The 15285-nt window shown below is 73.6% G+C and carries 14 protein-coding genes; 6 read left to right on the top strand and 8 right to left on the bottom strand.

The window, feature by feature from the left end; genetic code table 11:
- Positions 1 to 34 precede the first annotated feature (34 nt).
- On the top strand, positions 35 to 1012 hold the full coding sequence (locus ACGFI2_RS06370) for a PaaX family transcriptional regulator C-terminal domain-containing protein (protein WP_393511543.1): 978 nt from the start codon (positions 35 to 37) through the stop codon (positions 1010 to 1012).
- A 35-nt stretch (positions 1013 to 1047) separates the two neighbouring features.
- Here the strand turns inward: ACGFI2_RS06370 and ACGFI2_RS06365 are convergent, their stop codons facing one another.
- A complete protein-coding gene (locus tag ACGFI2_RS06365) occupies positions 1048 to 2037 on the bottom strand; it encodes a BtrH N-terminal domain-containing protein (RefSeq protein ID WP_393511540.1) in 990 nt (329 codons plus the stop codon).
- 285 nt (positions 2038 to 2322) lie between these two features.
- On the opposite strand from ACGFI2_RS06365, the gene ACGFI2_RS06360 reads away from it, so the two are divergent.
- The 3 genes from ACGFI2_RS06360 (at position 2323) to katG (ending at position 6199) form a co-directional block, all read left to right on the top strand.
- Positions 2323 to 3333: a glycoside hydrolase family 11 protein gene (locus ACGFI2_RS06360; protein ID WP_393511537.1), complete on the top strand. Its 1011-nt coding sequence runs from the start codon at positions 2323 to 2325 to the stop codon at positions 3331 to 3333.
- Positions 3334 to 3450: 117 nt separating this feature from the next.
- Positions 3451 to 3879 carry a Fur family transcriptional regulator gene (locus ACGFI2_RS06355; protein ID WP_091055349.1) on the top strand — a complete coding sequence of 143 codons (429 nt, stop codon included), beginning with the start codon at positions 3451 to 3453 and terminating at the stop codon, positions 3877 to 3879.
- A gap of 43 nt (positions 3880 to 3922) precedes the next feature.
- Positions 3923 to 6199, top strand: a complete 2277-nt coding sequence (gene katG / locus ACGFI2_RS06350; RefSeq protein WP_393511533.1) for a catalase/peroxidase HPI — start codon at positions 3923 to 3925, stop codon at positions 6197 to 6199.
- 82 nt (positions 6200 to 6281) lie between these two features.
- On the opposite strand, the gene ACGFI2_RS06345 is transcribed toward katG, so the two are convergent.
- Positions 6282 to 7040 (bottom strand): right-handed parallel beta-helix repeat-containing protein, encoded by a 759-nt coding sequence (locus ACGFI2_RS06345; RefSeq protein WP_393511531.1) that lies wholly within the window; start codon positions 7038 to 7040, stop codon positions 6282 to 6284.
- A 63-nt stretch (positions 7041 to 7103) separates the two neighbouring features.
- On the bottom strand, positions 7104 to 8267 hold the full coding sequence (locus ACGFI2_RS06340; protein ID WP_393511528.1) for a sensor histidine kinase: 1164 nt from the start codon (positions 8265 to 8267) through the stop codon (positions 7104 to 7106).
- A 134-nt stretch (positions 8268 to 8401) separates the two neighbouring features.
- Here ACGFI2_RS06340 and ACGFI2_RS06335 point away from each other — a divergent pair, with 134 nt between their 5' ends.
- On the top strand, positions 8402 to 9097 hold the full coding sequence (locus tag ACGFI2_RS06335; protein ID WP_393511525.1) for a hypothetical protein: 696 nt from the start codon (positions 8402 to 8404) through the stop codon (positions 9095 to 9097).
- Between the two features lie 25 nt (positions 9098 to 9122).
- On the opposite strand, the gene ACGFI2_RS06330 is transcribed toward ACGFI2_RS06335, so the two are convergent.
- From ACGFI2_RS06330 to ACGFI2_RS06310, 5 genes are all read right to left on the bottom strand, one after another.
- Positions 9123 to 10643, bottom strand: a complete 1521-nt coding sequence (locus tag ACGFI2_RS06330) for a glycoside hydrolase family 43 protein (RefSeq protein WP_393511522.1) — start codon at positions 10641 to 10643, stop codon at positions 9123 to 9125.
- Between the two features lie 457 nt (positions 10644 to 11100).
- Complete coding sequence (locus ACGFI2_RS06325; RefSeq protein ID WP_393511519.1) at positions 11101 to 11580, bottom strand: hypothetical protein; 480 nt, start codon at positions 11578 to 11580, stop codon at positions 11101 to 11103.
- A gap of 94 nt (positions 11581 to 11674) precedes the next feature.
- Entirely contained in the window at positions 11675 to 12433 is a 759-nt protein-coding gene (locus ACGFI2_RS06320) for an SDR family oxidoreductase (RefSeq protein ID WP_393511516.1), read from the bottom strand.
- Complete coding sequence (locus tag ACGFI2_RS06315; RefSeq protein WP_393511513.1) at positions 12430 to 13455, bottom strand: zinc-binding dehydrogenase; 1026 nt, start codon at positions 13453 to 13455, stop codon at positions 12430 to 12432. Before ACGFI2_RS06315 ends, ACGFI2_RS06320 begins: the two co-directional genes overlap by 4 nt.
- A 33-nt stretch (positions 13456 to 13488) precedes the next feature.
- Positions 13489 to 14436, bottom strand: coding sequence for an aldo/keto reductase (locus ACGFI2_RS06310; protein WP_393511510.1), 948 nt, complete (start codon positions 14434 to 14436; stop codon positions 13489 to 13491).
- 143 nt (positions 14437 to 14579) lie between these two features.
- On the opposite strand from ACGFI2_RS06310, the gene ACGFI2_RS06305 reads away from it, so the two are divergent.
- Positions 14580 to 15275 carry a FadR/GntR family transcriptional regulator gene (locus ACGFI2_RS06305; protein WP_393511507.1) on the top strand — a complete coding sequence of 232 codons (696 nt, stop codon included), beginning with the start codon at positions 14580 to 14582 and terminating at the stop codon, positions 15273 to 15275.
- The last annotated feature ends 10 nt before the right edge of the window (positions 15276 to 15285 follow it).

Here is a 15285-nt window from a genome sequence, read left to right as displayed (position 1 = left end):
GAGGCACCGTTCCCGAGGCGAGTCCGGAGTGCCCGTGGCCAGCGCGTTCGACATCGAGGAGATCTATCCCGACGACGGGGAGAGCTCGGTCCGCCTGCCTCGGCGCCAGGCCGGCCCCTCGCCGCAGGGCGTCGCGGTGACGCTCCTGGCGGACTACACCCTGACCACCCGGGCCACGCTGCCGTCCGCCGCCATCGTGGCGCTGCTCGCCGAGGCCGGGGTGACGAGCGCCGGCGCCCGGACCGCGATCAGCCGGCTGGCCCGCCGGGGTGTGCTGGAGCGCAGCCAGCAGGGCCGGAACAGCTCCTACCGGCTCAGCCGCGCCGCCGCCGCCGACCTCTCCGCCGGCGCACACTGGATCCTCACCTCCACCACTGACGGAAAGCCGTGGGACGGGTGCTGGACGGTCGTCGCGTTCTCGCTTCCGCAGGAGCGGGCCGCGCAGCGGCGTGCGTTGCGCGGACAGCTCCGCTGGCTCGGCTTCGCGCCGTTGTACGACGGACTGTGGATCTCGCCGTACGAGCTGACCCCGCCGGCCCGGTCGCGGCTGGCCCGGCACACCCGGGGCGCCGTCACGGTCTTCCGGGGCCGGCACGCGGCGCTGGACGTGATCGGCGAGCGTGCCCCCGTCGAGGCCTGGGACATCGTCGCGATCAGCCGGCAGTACGAGGAGTTCCTGCGCCGCTGGACCCCACTGGCGTCGCGGACCGGGTCCGTCGACGGCCCGGCGGCGGTGCGCACGCGCACCGAGGTGATGGACACGTACCGGCGGTTCCCGACGCTCGACCCGCAACTGCCGCTGGAACTCCTGCCGGACGGCTGGCCCCGGCAGTCGGCCCGGGACCTGTTCGAGGCCGTCTACGACGGACTCGCCGGGCCCGCCGAGCGCCACGTCCGGGCGGTCGTCGCCCGGCACGCCGGCGGCGCGCCGGCCCCCGACGTCCGGGCGCACACCACCGCCGACATGCTCGCCGGCGTACGCGCGGACAGGTGCGGCGCGCCGCCGGGTTGACGGCCCGGCGGCTGGGTTCGGTGTCGACGCGCCGATCAGCCGGCCTCGACGGTGGCCAGCGTCCGCATCGCGTCGCGCTCCCGCTCGGCCAGGTCGGTGAGGACCGTCGAGGCGCGGGCGAGGTGCGCGGCGTCGCCGGTCTCCCCGGCGGCGGCGAGGTGCCGGGCCACCTCGGTCCAGCGGGGCACGATGTCGGCGTACTCCCGGTGCGCCCGCCGCACGGCCTCGTCATCGACCACGGTGGCCGCCTCGGCCAGGAAATCGCGGTACAGGGCGCGGAACAGCGCGCCGCCGGTGCCGCCGCGTTCCATCAGCGTCGCGGCCAGCGGGAGGTCGCGGGCCGGGTCGGCGGCGCGGTCGAGCCACCCGGTGATCCGCCGGGCCGCCGTGGCGATGCCGCGGTGGCCGAGGTTCGCGATGGGCGGGTTCAGGAACGCGTCGGCGTTGGCCCGCACCGCCGCCCGCACGGCCACGTCGAGGTCGGGCCGACCGCCGGGGGCGGAGAGGGTGTACGAGAGGTTGCGCGCGGTCATCGGACCGCGCTCGCTGCGGGCCCGTTCCAGGCTGGCCAGCGTGGTCGTCACGGCGCCGCCCTGCTGGGCGGTGTCGACCAGGAGGGCGTGGGTGTCGTCGTAGCCGTACATCGCCACGGTGTGGCCGCCGAAGTGGACCTTCGTGGTGAAGTAGTCGAGGTGGTAGGAGTCCAGTTGCAGTCCGACCGGGTGCCCGGCGTCGAGCACGGCGACGACGTCCTGCCAGGCCTTGCGGACCGAGGTGGTCTCCCGCACCCGCAGCTCCAGGCCGAGGTGCCCGGCCGCGGCCCGGGTGACGCACATCGGCCTGGTGCGGCCGCCGAGGAACGGCAGGTCCATGGCCTTGGCGTCCCAGTAGACGAAGCCCAGCCCCTCGCCGAGGCCGAACAGCATCGGCTCGGACGCCTCGACGCCCACGTGGCGCGTCAGCACGCCGAGCGTGGTGGTCTCGCAGTGCGCCCCGGCGGTGAACCCGATGTTCTCGATGATCATTCGATGTCCTGATCTCTGGTCCGGAAAGATTTCGAAAGTTTCGGTCGCCGATTCCGGTGGCATGTGTCATCAGGTGGACCTTGAAGCGGAAAGCCGGGTGTCGAAGCGCTTCCCTGTGCCATCCAGCAGCGCTTACGTGTTTTCGGCGGCACTGCCGTGCCGCTACCGGTTTCCATGATGTTTCCGGAAGTTGTTGACACAATGAACGGCGCCTCCAATACTGGCCATCGACCTACCTCTATGACACAGGCCGCGCGCCAGCCACCACAGGGAGGAAACTCGCCCATGAACGACGCCCCCGTCCGCTCGGGCAGCCGCATGCGCGGACGCCTCAGGATGCTCCTCGGCGGAGCCTGCGCCGTGGCGCTCGTCGCCGCCGGCACCACTGCGGCCCTGTCCGGTCCCGCCTACGCCGACACGACCGTCACGTCGAACTCGACCGGCACCAACAACGGCTACTTCTATTCCTTCTGGAAGGACAGTGGCAACGTCTCCATGACCATGGGGAACGGCGGTCAGTACAGCACCCAGTGGAGCGGCATCAACAACTTCGTGGCCGGCAAGGGCTGGAACCCCGGCTCCGCGCGCAACGTCACGTACTCCGGTAGCTTCAACCCGTCCGGCAACGCCTACCTCACTTTGTACGGCTGGACCCACAACCCCCTCATCGAGTACTACATCGTCGACAGTTGGGGTAGCTGGCGCCCGCCGGGCAGCGGCTACATGGGCTCGGTCAGCTCGGATGGCGGCACGTACGACATCTACCGCACCCAGCGGGTCAACGCGCCGTCGATCGAGGGCACCCGGACCTTCTACCAGTACTGGAGCGTCCGGCAGTCGAAGCGGGTCGGCGGCACCATCTCCGCGGGCAACCACTTCAGCGCCTGGTCCCGGCTCGGCATGAACCTTGGCAACCACGACTACCAGATCCTGGCCACCGAGGGCTACCAGAGCAGCGGAAACTCCAACATCACCATCGGCGGCTCCAGCCCGAACCCGACCTCGGGCCCGACCACCCCGCCGCCCAACGGCGGCGGCTGCACGGTCAGCGTCAGCCGGGCCGAGGAGTGGGGCGACCGGTTCAACGTGACGTTCTCGGTCAGCGGCAGCAGCAACTGGGTGGTGAACATCCAGACCCAGGGTGGCCAGACGCTCCAGAACAGCTGGAACGCGTCGGTGAGCGGCACCAGCGGCACGCTCACGGCGCGCCCGAACGGCAACGGCAACAACTTCGGCATCACGCTGTACAAGAACGGCAACAGCAACACGCCGACGGCGAGTTGCTCGGCCGGCTGAGCTGATCTCTTCGGGTGGGGGTGCCGCGCTGGCGGCGCCCCCACCTTCGCGTGTGCCGGCGGACACACCCGGACAGAAACTTGATTCATTCCAGAACACTGGACTAGTGTTCATGGCATGACGTCCGACTTCGAGACCCAGTTGCGGGCGGTCTCGTTGCGCGTGACCCGGCCCCGCCTGGCGGTGCTCGCCGCCCTGCGGGACCATCCGCACGTCGACACCGACACCGTGATCGCGCTGGTCCGGGCGGACCAGCCCACGGTCTCCCACCAGGCGGTCTACGATGTGCTCCGGGCGCTCACCGACGCCGGCCTGGTGCGCCGCATCCAGCCGGCCGGCGCCGTCGCTCGTTACGAGTCACGGGTGGGGGACAACCACCACCACATCGTCTGCCGCTCGTGCGGCGCGATCGCCGACGTGGAGTGCGCCGTCGGTCACGCCCCCTGCCTCACCGCCTCCGACGACCACGGCTTCGTGGTCGACGAGGCGGAGGTCGTCTACTGGGGCACCTGCCCCGACTGCGCGACCGACCGCACCGCCCACTGATCCGCCAGTTCGGCCAGTGATCCGCCAGTTCGGAAGGAAACAGATGAGCGACACCCAGGACAACCGGCCCGTCAGCGCCCAGGGCGTGGACGCCAAGGAGGCGGCCGGCTGCCCGGTCGCGCACGACTCCGTGACCGCGCAGGGCAGTGAGAGCGAGAACCCGGCGATCGACTCACCGACTCCGAAGACCGGCGGTCGTCCGCGCACCAACCGCGACTGGTGGCCCAACCAGCTCGACCTGTCGGTGCTGCACGCCCACTCGTCCAAGGGCAACCCGCTGGGGGCCGACTTCAGCTACGCCCGGGAGTTCGCCAAGCTCGACGTCGAGGCCCTCAAGCGCGACATCACCCAGGTGCTCACCACCTCCCAGGAGTGGTGGCCGGCCGACTTCGGCCACTACGGCGGCCTGATGATCCGGATGAGCTGGCACGCCGCCGGCACCTACCGGATCGAGGACGGCCGCGGCGGCGCCGGCGACGGCGGTCAGCGCTTCGCCCCGCTGAACAGCTGGCCGGACAACGCCAACCTGGACAAGGCCCGCCGGCTGCTCTGGCCGGTCAAGCAGAAGTACGGCCAGAAGGTCTCCTGGGCCGACCTGCTGGTGCTGGCCGGCAACGTCGCGCTGGAGTCGATGGGCTTCAAGACCTTCGGCTTCGGCTTCGGCCGCGAGGACGTCTGGGAGCCCGAGGAGATCTTCTGGGGCCCGGAGGACGCCTGGCTCGGCGACGAGCGCTACGCCTCCGAGCGGGAGATGACGGCCGTGGTCGGCGCGACCGAGATGGGCCTCATCTACGTCAACCCGGAGGGCCCCCGCGGCAACGCGGACCCGCTGGCGGCGGCGCACTTCATCCGGGAGACCTTCCGCCGGATGGCGATGAACGACGAGGAGACCGTCGCCCTCATCGCCGGCGGCCACACGTTCGGCAAGACCCACGGCGCCGGCGTCGCCGACGACCACGTCGGCCCGGAGCCGGAGGGCGCCCCGCTGGAGAATCAGGGTCTCGGCTGGCTGAGCACCCACGGCAGCGGCAAGGGCGGGGACACGATCACCAGCGGTCTCGAGGTGACCTGGACCGACCGGCCGACCGAGTGGAGCAACCGCTTCTTCGAGATCCTGTTCGGCTACGAGTGGGAGCTGACCACCAGCCCGGGCGGGGCGAAGCAGTGGGTCGCCAAGGACGCCGAGGCGATCATCCCGGACGCCCACGACCCGTCGCGGAAGCACAAGCCGACGATGCTGACGACCGACCTGTCGCTGCGCCTCGACCCGGCGTACGAGAAGATCTCGCGCCGCTTCCTGGAGCACCCGGACGAGTTCGCGTTGGCGTTCGCGAAGGCCTGGTACAAGCTGCTGCACCGCGACATGGGTCCGGTCAGCCGCTTCCTCGGCCCGTGGGTGCCGGAGGCCCAGCTGTGGCAGGACCCGGTGCCGGCCGCCGAGCACGAGCTGGTCGGTGACGCCGACGTCGCCGCGCTCAAGGCGAAGATCCTCGACTCCGGCCTCACCACCGCCCAGCTCGTCTCCACCGCCTGGGCGTCGGCCGCGAGCTACCGCTCCACCGACAAGCGTGGCGGCGCCAACGGCGCGCGGATCCGGTTGGAGCCGCAGCGCAACTGGGAGGTCAACCAGCCCGAGCAGCTCGCCGGCGTGCTGGAGACCCTGGAGGGCATCCAGCGGGAGTTCAACGACGCCGGTGGCGCCCGGATCTCGCTCGCCGACCTGATCGTGCTGGCCGGCTCGGCCGCGGTCGAGAAGGCGGCGCGGGACGCCGGTGTCGAGGTGACCGTGCCGTTCCGGCCGGGTCGCACCGACGCCAGCCAGGAGCAGACCGACGTCGAGTCGTTCCGGGTGATGGAGCCGCGCGCCGACGGCTTCCGCAACTACCTGCGGCCGGGCGAGAAGACCGAGCCGGAGGTGCTGCTCGTCGACCGCGCGTACATGCTCAACCTGACCGCGCCGGAGATGACCGTCCTCGTCGGCGGTCTGCGCGCCCTCGGCAACAACGTCGGCGGCGCGTCGCACGGCGTGCTCACCGACCGGCCGGGCGTGCTGACCAACGACTTCTTCGCCAACCTGCTCTCCCCGGGCACCCGGTGGAAGGCGTCGGAGTCCGACGAGCACGTCTACGAGATCCGGGACCTGGCCACCGACCAGGTGAAGTGGACCGCCACCGCGGTCGACCTCATCTTCGGCTCGAACTCGCAGCTGCGGGCGCTCGCCGAGGTCTACGCCAGCGAGGACGCGCGGGAGAAGTTCGTGACCGACTTCGTCGCCGCCTGGACCAAGGTGATGGAGCTGGACCGGTTCGACCTGTCCTGATCCACCTGTTCCACCCGATGAGCCCCGGTCGATCCGTCACGGATCGACCGGGGCTCGTCCCGTCCCGGGTGCGGCCCGTCCCTCACTGGTCGCCGTGGTTGTTCGCCCAGTGCCCACCCACGGCCGACGTGTCGGCCCGGATCGCCACGCGGTTGCCGTCGAGGTCGTTCTCCACCACCCGGCAGTTCAGACAACTGCCGCGTTCGGTGATCCAGATGCCGGCGGTCTGGGTGCCGGAGCCGCTGTCCCGGATGAGGTTCCCCCGGATGGTGACCGAGTCGCAGCTGGCGTTCAGGGTGAGCCCGGCCCGGTCGTCCGGCGCCGCCGGCAGCTCGTAGGGCGTGCCGGGGGTGGGGATGTCGGCACTCCACACGCTGTCGATGCCGGGACGGTTGGGGGCCAGCACGAGCGTCGTCTCGTCGTTGCTGGCGACCACCGCGAAGCGCCCGTCGACCCGCAGGACCTTGCCCCGGTGGCCGTCCTCCGGCCAGCCGGCGTGCTGGTCGACGAGCGTGTTCTCGGTGTAGCGGACCGACTCGCCGCCGCCCTCGACGGCCGGCGCGCACTGACGGCCGTTGTTGCGGAGCCGGTTGTTGATGATGACGGTGTCCCGCACCGGCCGGTCGGAGCGGATGCCGTCGAGGCTGTTGCCCCAGATGTCGTTGCTCTCGATGACGATCTCCTCGGCGACGGCCCGGTTGCCCTCGCCGAGATCCTGGTGGTGGTAGCCGAAGCGGCCGTTGCCGGTGATCCGGTTGCCCCGCACGGTGTAGGGGCCCCGGGTGTTGCCGATGCTCACCCCGTCGCGCAGGTTGCCGTCGATGAGGCAGTCGGTGAGCATGCCACCCCGACCGGGAACGCCGGTGGTGCCCTTCGCCGGGGCGCGGGCCGCCGGGTGCGCCGGTCACGCCGGCCACGGCAGCCACGCCTCGAGCCGGTACTCCCCGTCCGCCGCGCCGTACCGCACCCGGCCGCCGGCCAGCGCCACCCGCTCGCCGATGCCGACCAGTCCCATCCCACCCGGCCGTCCGGCGCGTCCGCTCCCCGGCGCGGACGGATTGACCACCACGACGCGCAACCCATCGCCGGGCCGGCCGGCCAGCCGGATCGCCGCGCTCGCGTCGCTGCCGTGCCGGCGCGCGTTGGTCAGCGCCTCCTGCGTGATCCGGTAGACCGTCCGCCCCACCATCGTCGGCGGATCGTCCCCGGTCACCTCGTCGGCGAAGTCCACCAGCATCCCCGCCTCGCGGGCGCTGGCCACCAGCTCCGGCACGTCGGCGAGCCCGGGCTGCGGCGGCTCCGGCCGGTCCGCGACACCGACCACGGCCCGCAGCTCCTCGAGCGCCTCGTGCGCGCTGGACCGGATCGCGCCGGCCGCGATCGCGATCTCGTCGGGTCGGGCATCGGTACGCACCTCGAGCGCGCCCGCGTGCAGGCTGATCAACGACATCCGGTGCGCCAGCACGTCGTGCATCTCCCGGGCGATCCGGGCCCGTTCGGTGAGCCGCGCCTGGTCGACGCGGAGGTGCTGCTCGGCCTGCAACCGCGCGGCGTGCGAGCGCAGCGACTCGGTGAGCCGCCGGTACGCCTGCACGAACTGACCCCAGCCGATCGCCGCGGCGCCGGTCACCGCGCGCAGGACGACGTCCACCCAGACCGGGTACGGCGGGTCGTGCTGCAGCAGGAAGTAGATCACGCCGGTGCCGACGTGCACCGCGCCCAGCGTGAACAGCAGCCGGGCCCGGTGGCGGATCGCCGCGGTGAACAGCGCGGCCAGGATCGGCCCGGTCGCGGTCACCGAGATCGCGCCGAACGGCAGCAGCGCCAGCAGCACGGCCACCGGCCGGCGTCGCCGGGCCAGCAACGGGACGGCGCAGAGCACGCCGATCAGCACGTCGAGCGGCCACGGGATCGCCGCGCCGGCCGCGGTCGCGTCGCCGATCCGCAGCATCGTCAGGCCGTAACCGAGCGCCACGGTGACCGCCAGGCCGTCGGCGAGGCGGTGACGCGCGCCCGCCCGGTCGCTCGTCGGGTCCGGCACGAGCAGGGCGAACAGCGCGGCGGCCATGGCGGCAGCCTAGGCGGTACGGGCGACGGCGGTAGCTACCAAAGTAGGGGCGCGGACGGTTCCTCCGGCTCGTGCCCTGGTGCGGTTCCGTCGGCGATCGTCAACCGGGTCGATCGCACGATGTGGAGGATCACGTGGCAACGAACGAGACGATCGTCGGCACGCTGCGGCGTGCGGTCGGTACCCGGGGCCGCCGGGTCCTGCTGCTGGTGACCGTCGGGGTCGGGGTCCTCGCGGCCGTGGCGCTCATGGCCGGGCTCCCGGCGGCGGAGCGCACCGCCGCCACGTTCGGCGAGCCGGTGCACGCGTTCATCTCCGTCCCGCTGCCGTTCGTCGGCGTCCTGCTCGCGAACGACCTCCGGCGGACACCCGGCGCGCCGGTGCTGCCCACGCTCGCCGGAGCGACGCTGATCGCGGTGGCCGCGGGGCTGGCCGGCGACGCGATCTCCGTCGCCGCGCCGGCCGTGTCCGGGTCCACCGCGCCCGACCCGTGGGCGAATCTCGGCGGGATCGCCGTGGCGGGTGTGTCGGCGCAGGTGCTCGCGCAGCTCGTCGGCACCGGGCTGGGGCTGCTGATCGCCCGGCCGTGGTGGGGCTGCCCGGCCACGATCGTGCTGCCGCTCGGGGCGTACGCGTTGCTCACGCCGCTGGGCGCGGCCCGCGACTGGCTCACCCCGTACGGGGCCCTGCGGGGGGTTCTCGCCGAAGGGTCGGGGGGCGTGGGGTGGGCGCGGTGGGCGACGGCAGCGCTGCTCTGGGGCGCCGCCCTCAACGTGGTCGGCGTCGTCGTCCGGCGGCGGCGCGCCGCCACCGCCGGGACGGCCGCATGACCTCCGCGTGCGGCCCGGTCGACCGCTACGACCCCGCCGCGACCGGGTTCCCCGGTTCGTAGTCGAACCAGTCGAACGCGACCGTGCCGGCCGCCGCGTACATGCCGACGACGCGGCCGGTGAAGCCGCCCGCGACCTCGGTCGACAGGTAGCGGCCGTCGAGTTCGGCCAGCACGTCGTACGTCCCGTCCGCGTGCTCGACGCCGAGCCGGAGCAGGTCGGGCTCCTTGCCCGGGTGCCAGTCGCCGGGCGCCGGGCCGAGCACGTCGACCCGGAGCCGGACCGGTCCGGCCGGCGCCGGCCGGGTGGCGGTGGTGGAGCGCACCGATCCGATCCGCGCGACGACCCGCACCTCGCCGTCGCCGACCTCGACGTCGTAGTGGTGCCGCTCGTCCAGGCGTACCGCGAGACCGCCGCGCCCGGCGGCCGGGTCGACGAGGGTACGCACGCGGCACGCCTGGTGTTCCTGGCGGCGGCCGACGAAGGTCACGTCCGGCGCGTCCGGCGACGTGCCGCGCGCCCGCAGCGTCAGCCAGCCCGGGCGGTCGGTCAGCGACCAGGCGTCGGCCGGCCGGGAGCGCACCGAGATCCACCGTGGGTGCAGCCGGTCGCCGTCGAAGTCGTCGCGTGCGGGCGGCGGCGGCACGGGCCGCGCGGGCCACGGCGGCGCGGCCATGACCGGGGCGAGGTCGCCGACGACCGGCCAGCCGTCGGTCCAGGTCACCGGCGCGAGGAACGTCTCCCGGCCGAGTACGTGCCAGCCGGGCGTGCCGCCGCCGGGGCGTACGCCGAGCAGCACCAGCCACCACGAGCCGTCGGCGGCCTCGACCAGGTCGGCGTGCCCGGTGTTCTGGATCGGCTTGTTCGTGCCCCGGTGGGTCAGGATCGGGTTGGCCGGGCACGGCTGGTACGGGCCGTCGGGCGCGCTCGCGCGGGCGATCGAGACCGCGTGCCCGCGTTCGGTGCCGCCCTCGGCGATCAGCAGGTACCAGTGCTCGCCGATCCGGTAGAGGTGCGGCGCCTCCGGGGCCTGCGCGCCCGGCGCGCCGGACCACAGCCGGCGCGGCGGCCCGAGGGTCCGCCCGGTCTCCGGGTCGAGGCGCACCTGTGCGATGCCGGCGTAGGTGCACCACGCGCTGCCGTCGTCGTCCCAGGCGAGGTCGGGGTCGATGCCGGGCACGCCGGGCAGCCGGATCGGGTCCGACCAGGGGCCGGCGGGGTCGGTGGCGGTGACGAGGAGGTTACCGCCGCCGTCCGCGCAGACGGTGACGATCAGCCAGAAGCGCCCGTCGTGGTGGCGCAGTGTCGGCGCGTACACGCCGGCGGACGACGGCGTGCTCGCCGGCAGGTCCAGCTGGCCGGGCCGGTCCAGCGCGTTGCCGATCTGTGCCCAGTGCACCAGGTCCCGGCTGTGGAAGACGGGCACGCCGGGGAAGTACTCGAAGCTGGAGCAGGCCAGGTAGTAGTCCGCACCGACCCGGCAGACGCTGGGATCCGGGTGGAAGCCGGCGATCACGGGATTGGCGAACGTGCCGTCGGTCCACATCGGCGCAAAGTACGAGCCGTTCCCGGTTGGGTCAAGGGACGTCCCGGGCCGCGGGAGCGTGTCCGACACCGTGCCACCTGTCCCGCCGGCCGGCGTCCGACCCGGGTTGACGGCGCCGCCCGGGCGGGGCGACCGCGACCAGCGCGGCGGCCAGGCACGCCGCCGCGGCGACGACGAGCGGTGGCCGGCCGCCGGCGTGCACGGCCGGCGAGCCAGGGGCCGGCCAGCACCGGAGCGTAGACGCAGAGCCCGGCGAGCGCGGCCAGCCCGGTGGAGCCGGTGAGGTCGAGCACCCAGATGCCGGCGACCAGCGCCATGGCGCTGCCGCCCAGCCCGGACAGCAGCGAGATGGCCACGAACAGCACGGCGTTGCGGCGCATGAGCCCTCCGAGGTTGAGCGGGGAAGGCTCATATCCTCGATTCCTGAGCGCTACTGACGCAATGCTGTGAACGCATGTCAATCTCCTGTTGACAGGGCGACCGCGATCCGCCGGGCGGCCTCACGGGCCGGCGCCGGCAGTCGCGGTCCGACCTCGGCCAGGTCGCCGACGAGGTACGCGGCCAGCGCGAACAGCGGTCCCGGCGCGGCGTCCAGAGCGGAGGCGGACGTGCTGCGCACCAGCGCCGCCCGGCGGAACCGGCCGTCCCAGGCCCGGTCCGCCCCGATCCACCGATCCAGGTCGGCGACGGCCGACCGTAGCGCCACCACCTCGGCCGACCAGGCCCGGTCGAGTCGCCCCAACCGCGAGCGGCGGGCCGCCACCAGTCGTTGCCGGCGCTGCTCGGCGGCCTGCCGGCTGCTCAGCCCCAGGGCGTCGGCGATCTGCGCCCAGGTGGCGCCGTCGTGGCGGGCGCGGTCGATCAGCTCCAGTTCCCGGTCGTCCAGACGGGCGCGGGCGGTCGCGATCCCGGCCAGGCCGGTCAGTTCCGGGGTCATCCGTCAACGTTACATTGACGAATCAGCGCGGCGGCGCGACGTGCCGACGCGGTCGGCCCGCTGATCCGCCGGCGACACGGCTGGCCGGCTCAGCTCAGCGCGCCAGCCAGCCGCCGTCCACCGGGATCACCGCGCCGTGCACGTAGGCCGCCGCGTCGGAGGCGAGGAAGACGGTCACGCCGGCGAGGTCGTCCGGCCGGCCCCAGCGGCCGGCCGGGATCCGGTCCAGGATCGCCCGGTTCCGCGCCGGCTGCTCGCGTAGCGCCCGGGTGTTGTCCGTGTCGATGTAGCCGGGCGCGATCGCGTTCACGTTGACCCCGTGCCCCGCCCACTCGTTGGCCAGCGCCCGGGTCAGCCCGGCGATCCCGGACTTCGCCGCCGCGTACCCCGGCACGGTCACGCCGCCCTGGAAACTGAGCATCGACGCGGTGAAGATGATTTTTCCGGCGCCGCGCCGGACCATGTCCCGGCCGACCTCCCGGGCCAGCACGAACGGCGCGGAGAGGTCCACCTGAAGGACGTGGTCCCAGTCGTCGTCGGAGTGCTCGGCCGCCGGCGCGCGGCGGATCGTGCCGGCGTTGTTGACCAGGATGTCGACCGGGCCGCGCGCGAGCAGCCAGCCGGCGAGTTCGCGCACCGCGGCCCGGTCGGACAGGTCCGCGCGGCGCGGCACGAACGTGCGACCGTGCGCCGCCACCCGCTCCGCCACCGCGCTGCCGGTCTCCTCCAGCGCGGCGCTCACCCCAACCACGTCGGCGCCGGCCGCGGCCAGGGCCTCCGCCATGGCCAGGCCGATGCCACGCCGGCAGCCGGTGACCACCGCCAGCCGGCCGCTCAGATCGAACGGACTCACGCGCCGCCTCCACAGTCGACGAGCACCTTCACGTCCCCGCCGGCGGCCAGCGCCTCGAACGCCCGCGTCACCTCGTCCAGCGGCACGATCCGGGAGATGAGCCGGTCGGCGGGCACCAGCTCGCCGTGCACCAGGCGGACCGCCTCGGCGTAGTCGTCGGGCTCGTACACCCGGACGCCGATCAGCTCCAGCTCGCGCCAGAAGACCCGGTGCAGGTCCACCTGCCGGGGCTGGGGATGGATCGCCACCACCACCAGCCGTCCGCGCACCGCGAGCAGGTCGGTGGCGAGACGTACGCCGGTGGCCGAGCCGGACACCTCGAACACCACGTCCGCGCCGGCCCCGGCGGTCGCCTCCCGGATCGCCTCCACCACGTCGGCCGCCGCCGGGTTCAGCGTGGTGAGCCCGAGGTCGGCGGCGAGCGCGCGGCGGCTCGGATCGATCTCCAGCACCGTCACCGTGGCACCGGCCGCCCGGGCCACCGAGCCGATGAGCAGCCCCACCGGTCCGGCGCCGATGACGACCGCGTGCTCGCCGGCGGTGAGCCGGGAACGGCGGACGTCGTGCACGGCCACCGCGGTCGGCTCCACCAGCGCCGCCCGCGCCAGGGGCAGGTCCGCGGGCAGCGGCACCACGATGCGCTCCGGGACCGTCCAGGAGCGCTGCATCGCGCCCGGCGCGTCGACGCCGACGAAGGTGAGCCGGTGGCAGACGTGCTGGTGACCGGAGCGGCACGCCGGGCACCGCCCGCACCAGTCCAACGGCATCACGGTCACCGGATCGCCCACCCGGTGCGCCTGGACGCCCGGCCCGAGCTCGGCGATCCGGCCGGACATCTCGTGCCCGAGCACCGCGGGCACGCGTACCCGCTGGTCCATCGCGCCGTGCGCGATGTGCAGGTCGGTGCCGCAGATGCCGGTGTACGCCACGGCGATGCGGACCTCGCCGGGCCCCGGCGGCACCGACGGGGTGTCCTCGACGACGAAGCTCCGCCCGCCGACGTAGTGCGCGCTGCGGTTCACGCCGCCTCCTCGGTGTCGCCTGGTCGTGGCACGTCACGTCCTCTCGGTGGGCGGGTCGTTCTCCGGCCGGCCGCTGGGCCAGGCGTGGCCGAGCACCGGCGCCAGCAGCCGCTCCACGTCGCGCAGCAGCTCGGGGTCCGGCTCGGACAGCGCCCAGCGCACGTTGCGGGCCATGTTCCCGGCGCTCGCCGAGCCGACGAAGGTGGTGGCGAACTCCGGCGGGGCGGCGGCGAAGCTGAGCGCCACCTGGGCGATGTCGACGCCGCGCCGGTCGCAGAGGTCGGCCGCGGCCACCGCGGCCCGCCGCACCGACGCCGGCGCCGGATGCCAGTCCGGCGCGCCCCGGCGCGAGAGCAGCCCCATGGCCAGCGGCGACGCGTTCATCACCGCGGCGCCGAGGGCGGCGAAGCCGGGTGCGCAGTCGGCCAACGCGCGGTCCAGCAGCGTGTAGCGGCAGTAGGACAGCACGGTGTCCACCGGCGTCGCCGCCGCGACCCGGGTGAGCGCCGCCAGCGGGTAGCCGGTGACGCCCAGGAACCGGACCTTCCCCGCCGCGCGCAGCGCGTCGAGCGCCGGCAGCGTCTCGGTGACGATCTGGTCCAGGTCGCCGAACTCGATGTCGTGGCACTGGACGAGGTCCAGGTGGTCGGTGCCGAGCCGGGCCAGGCTCCCCTCGACGCTCGCGGTGACCCGCGCGGCGGAGAAGTCGAACGCCGCTTCGCCGTACCGGCCGACCTTCGTGGCCAGGACGTAGCCGGAGCGGTCGACGCCGCGCAGCGCCCGGCCGAGCACCGTCTCGGCGACCGTGGCGCCGTAGTAGGGCGACACGTCGATGATGTTCACCCCCAGGTCGAGGGCGGTACGGACGGCGCGGACGCCGTCCCGCTCGTCGACGTGGCCGAAGACCCCACCGAGCGGGGAGGCTCCGTAACCGAGCATCGACACCTCCAGGCCGGTCCGGCCGAGCGGGCGGTAACGCATCGCGGTCACACCCCCCTCGGCCGGTCCCGCCACGACCCGGCCAGAGATCCGACGTCTCTATAGTGGGGGGCGTCGCCGGGGCGCACCACCGGTGACGCGGTCGGGGCGACCGCCCACCGAGGACCGATCCGGAGGGGGCGTGAATGGCACTGACCGACGACGCGATCGCGAGGCTCCGCGGCATGATCTCCAGCGGCGAACTGCCTCCGGGGGCCCGGCTGCCACCGGAGCCGCAACTGGCGGCACAGATGGGCCTGTCGCGCAGCGGCGTCCGGGAAGCGGTGAAGGTGCTCGAGTCGGCCCGGGTGCTCGACGTGCGACGCGGCGACGGCACGTACGTCACCAGCCTCGCCCCCCGGCTGCTGCTGGAGGGCCTCGGCGTCGCGGTGGAGCTGTTGCGCGACGACACGCTGCTCGAGGTGATGGAGGTACGCCGGATGCTGGAGCCGGTGGCGACCGGCCTGGCGGCGCTGCGGATCACCGACACCCGGCTCGACGAGCTGGCCCGGATCCTGGAGGACATGCGCGCGGCGGCCGGCGACGCCGAGAAGCTGATCACCTTCGACACCGCCTTCCACCACACCGTGGTCGCGACCACCGGCAACGAGACGCTGACGTCGCTGCTGGACGGGCTCTCCGGCCGCACGCTGCGGGCCCGGGTGTGGCGCGGGTTGATCGAGGCGAACGCCGCGCACCAGACGATCGAGGAGCACCACGCGATCTATCTCGCCCTGCGGTCGCGGGACCAACTGCTCGCCCAGGCCAGCGCGTTGATGCATGTGAACACCTCCGAGGCGTGGTTGCGTACGGTGCTCGCCGCCAAGGCGGCGGACGCGTGAGGGCCGGCGT

It is taken from the genome of Micromonospora sp. NPDC049282, from assembly GCF_043197045.1.
GTDB lineage: Bacteria > Actinomycetota > Actinomycetes > Mycobacteriales > Micromonosporaceae > Micromonospora.
The sequence above is the reverse complement of the archived record's forward strand: the minus strand, read 5'-3'. Positions and strand labels throughout refer to the sequence as shown.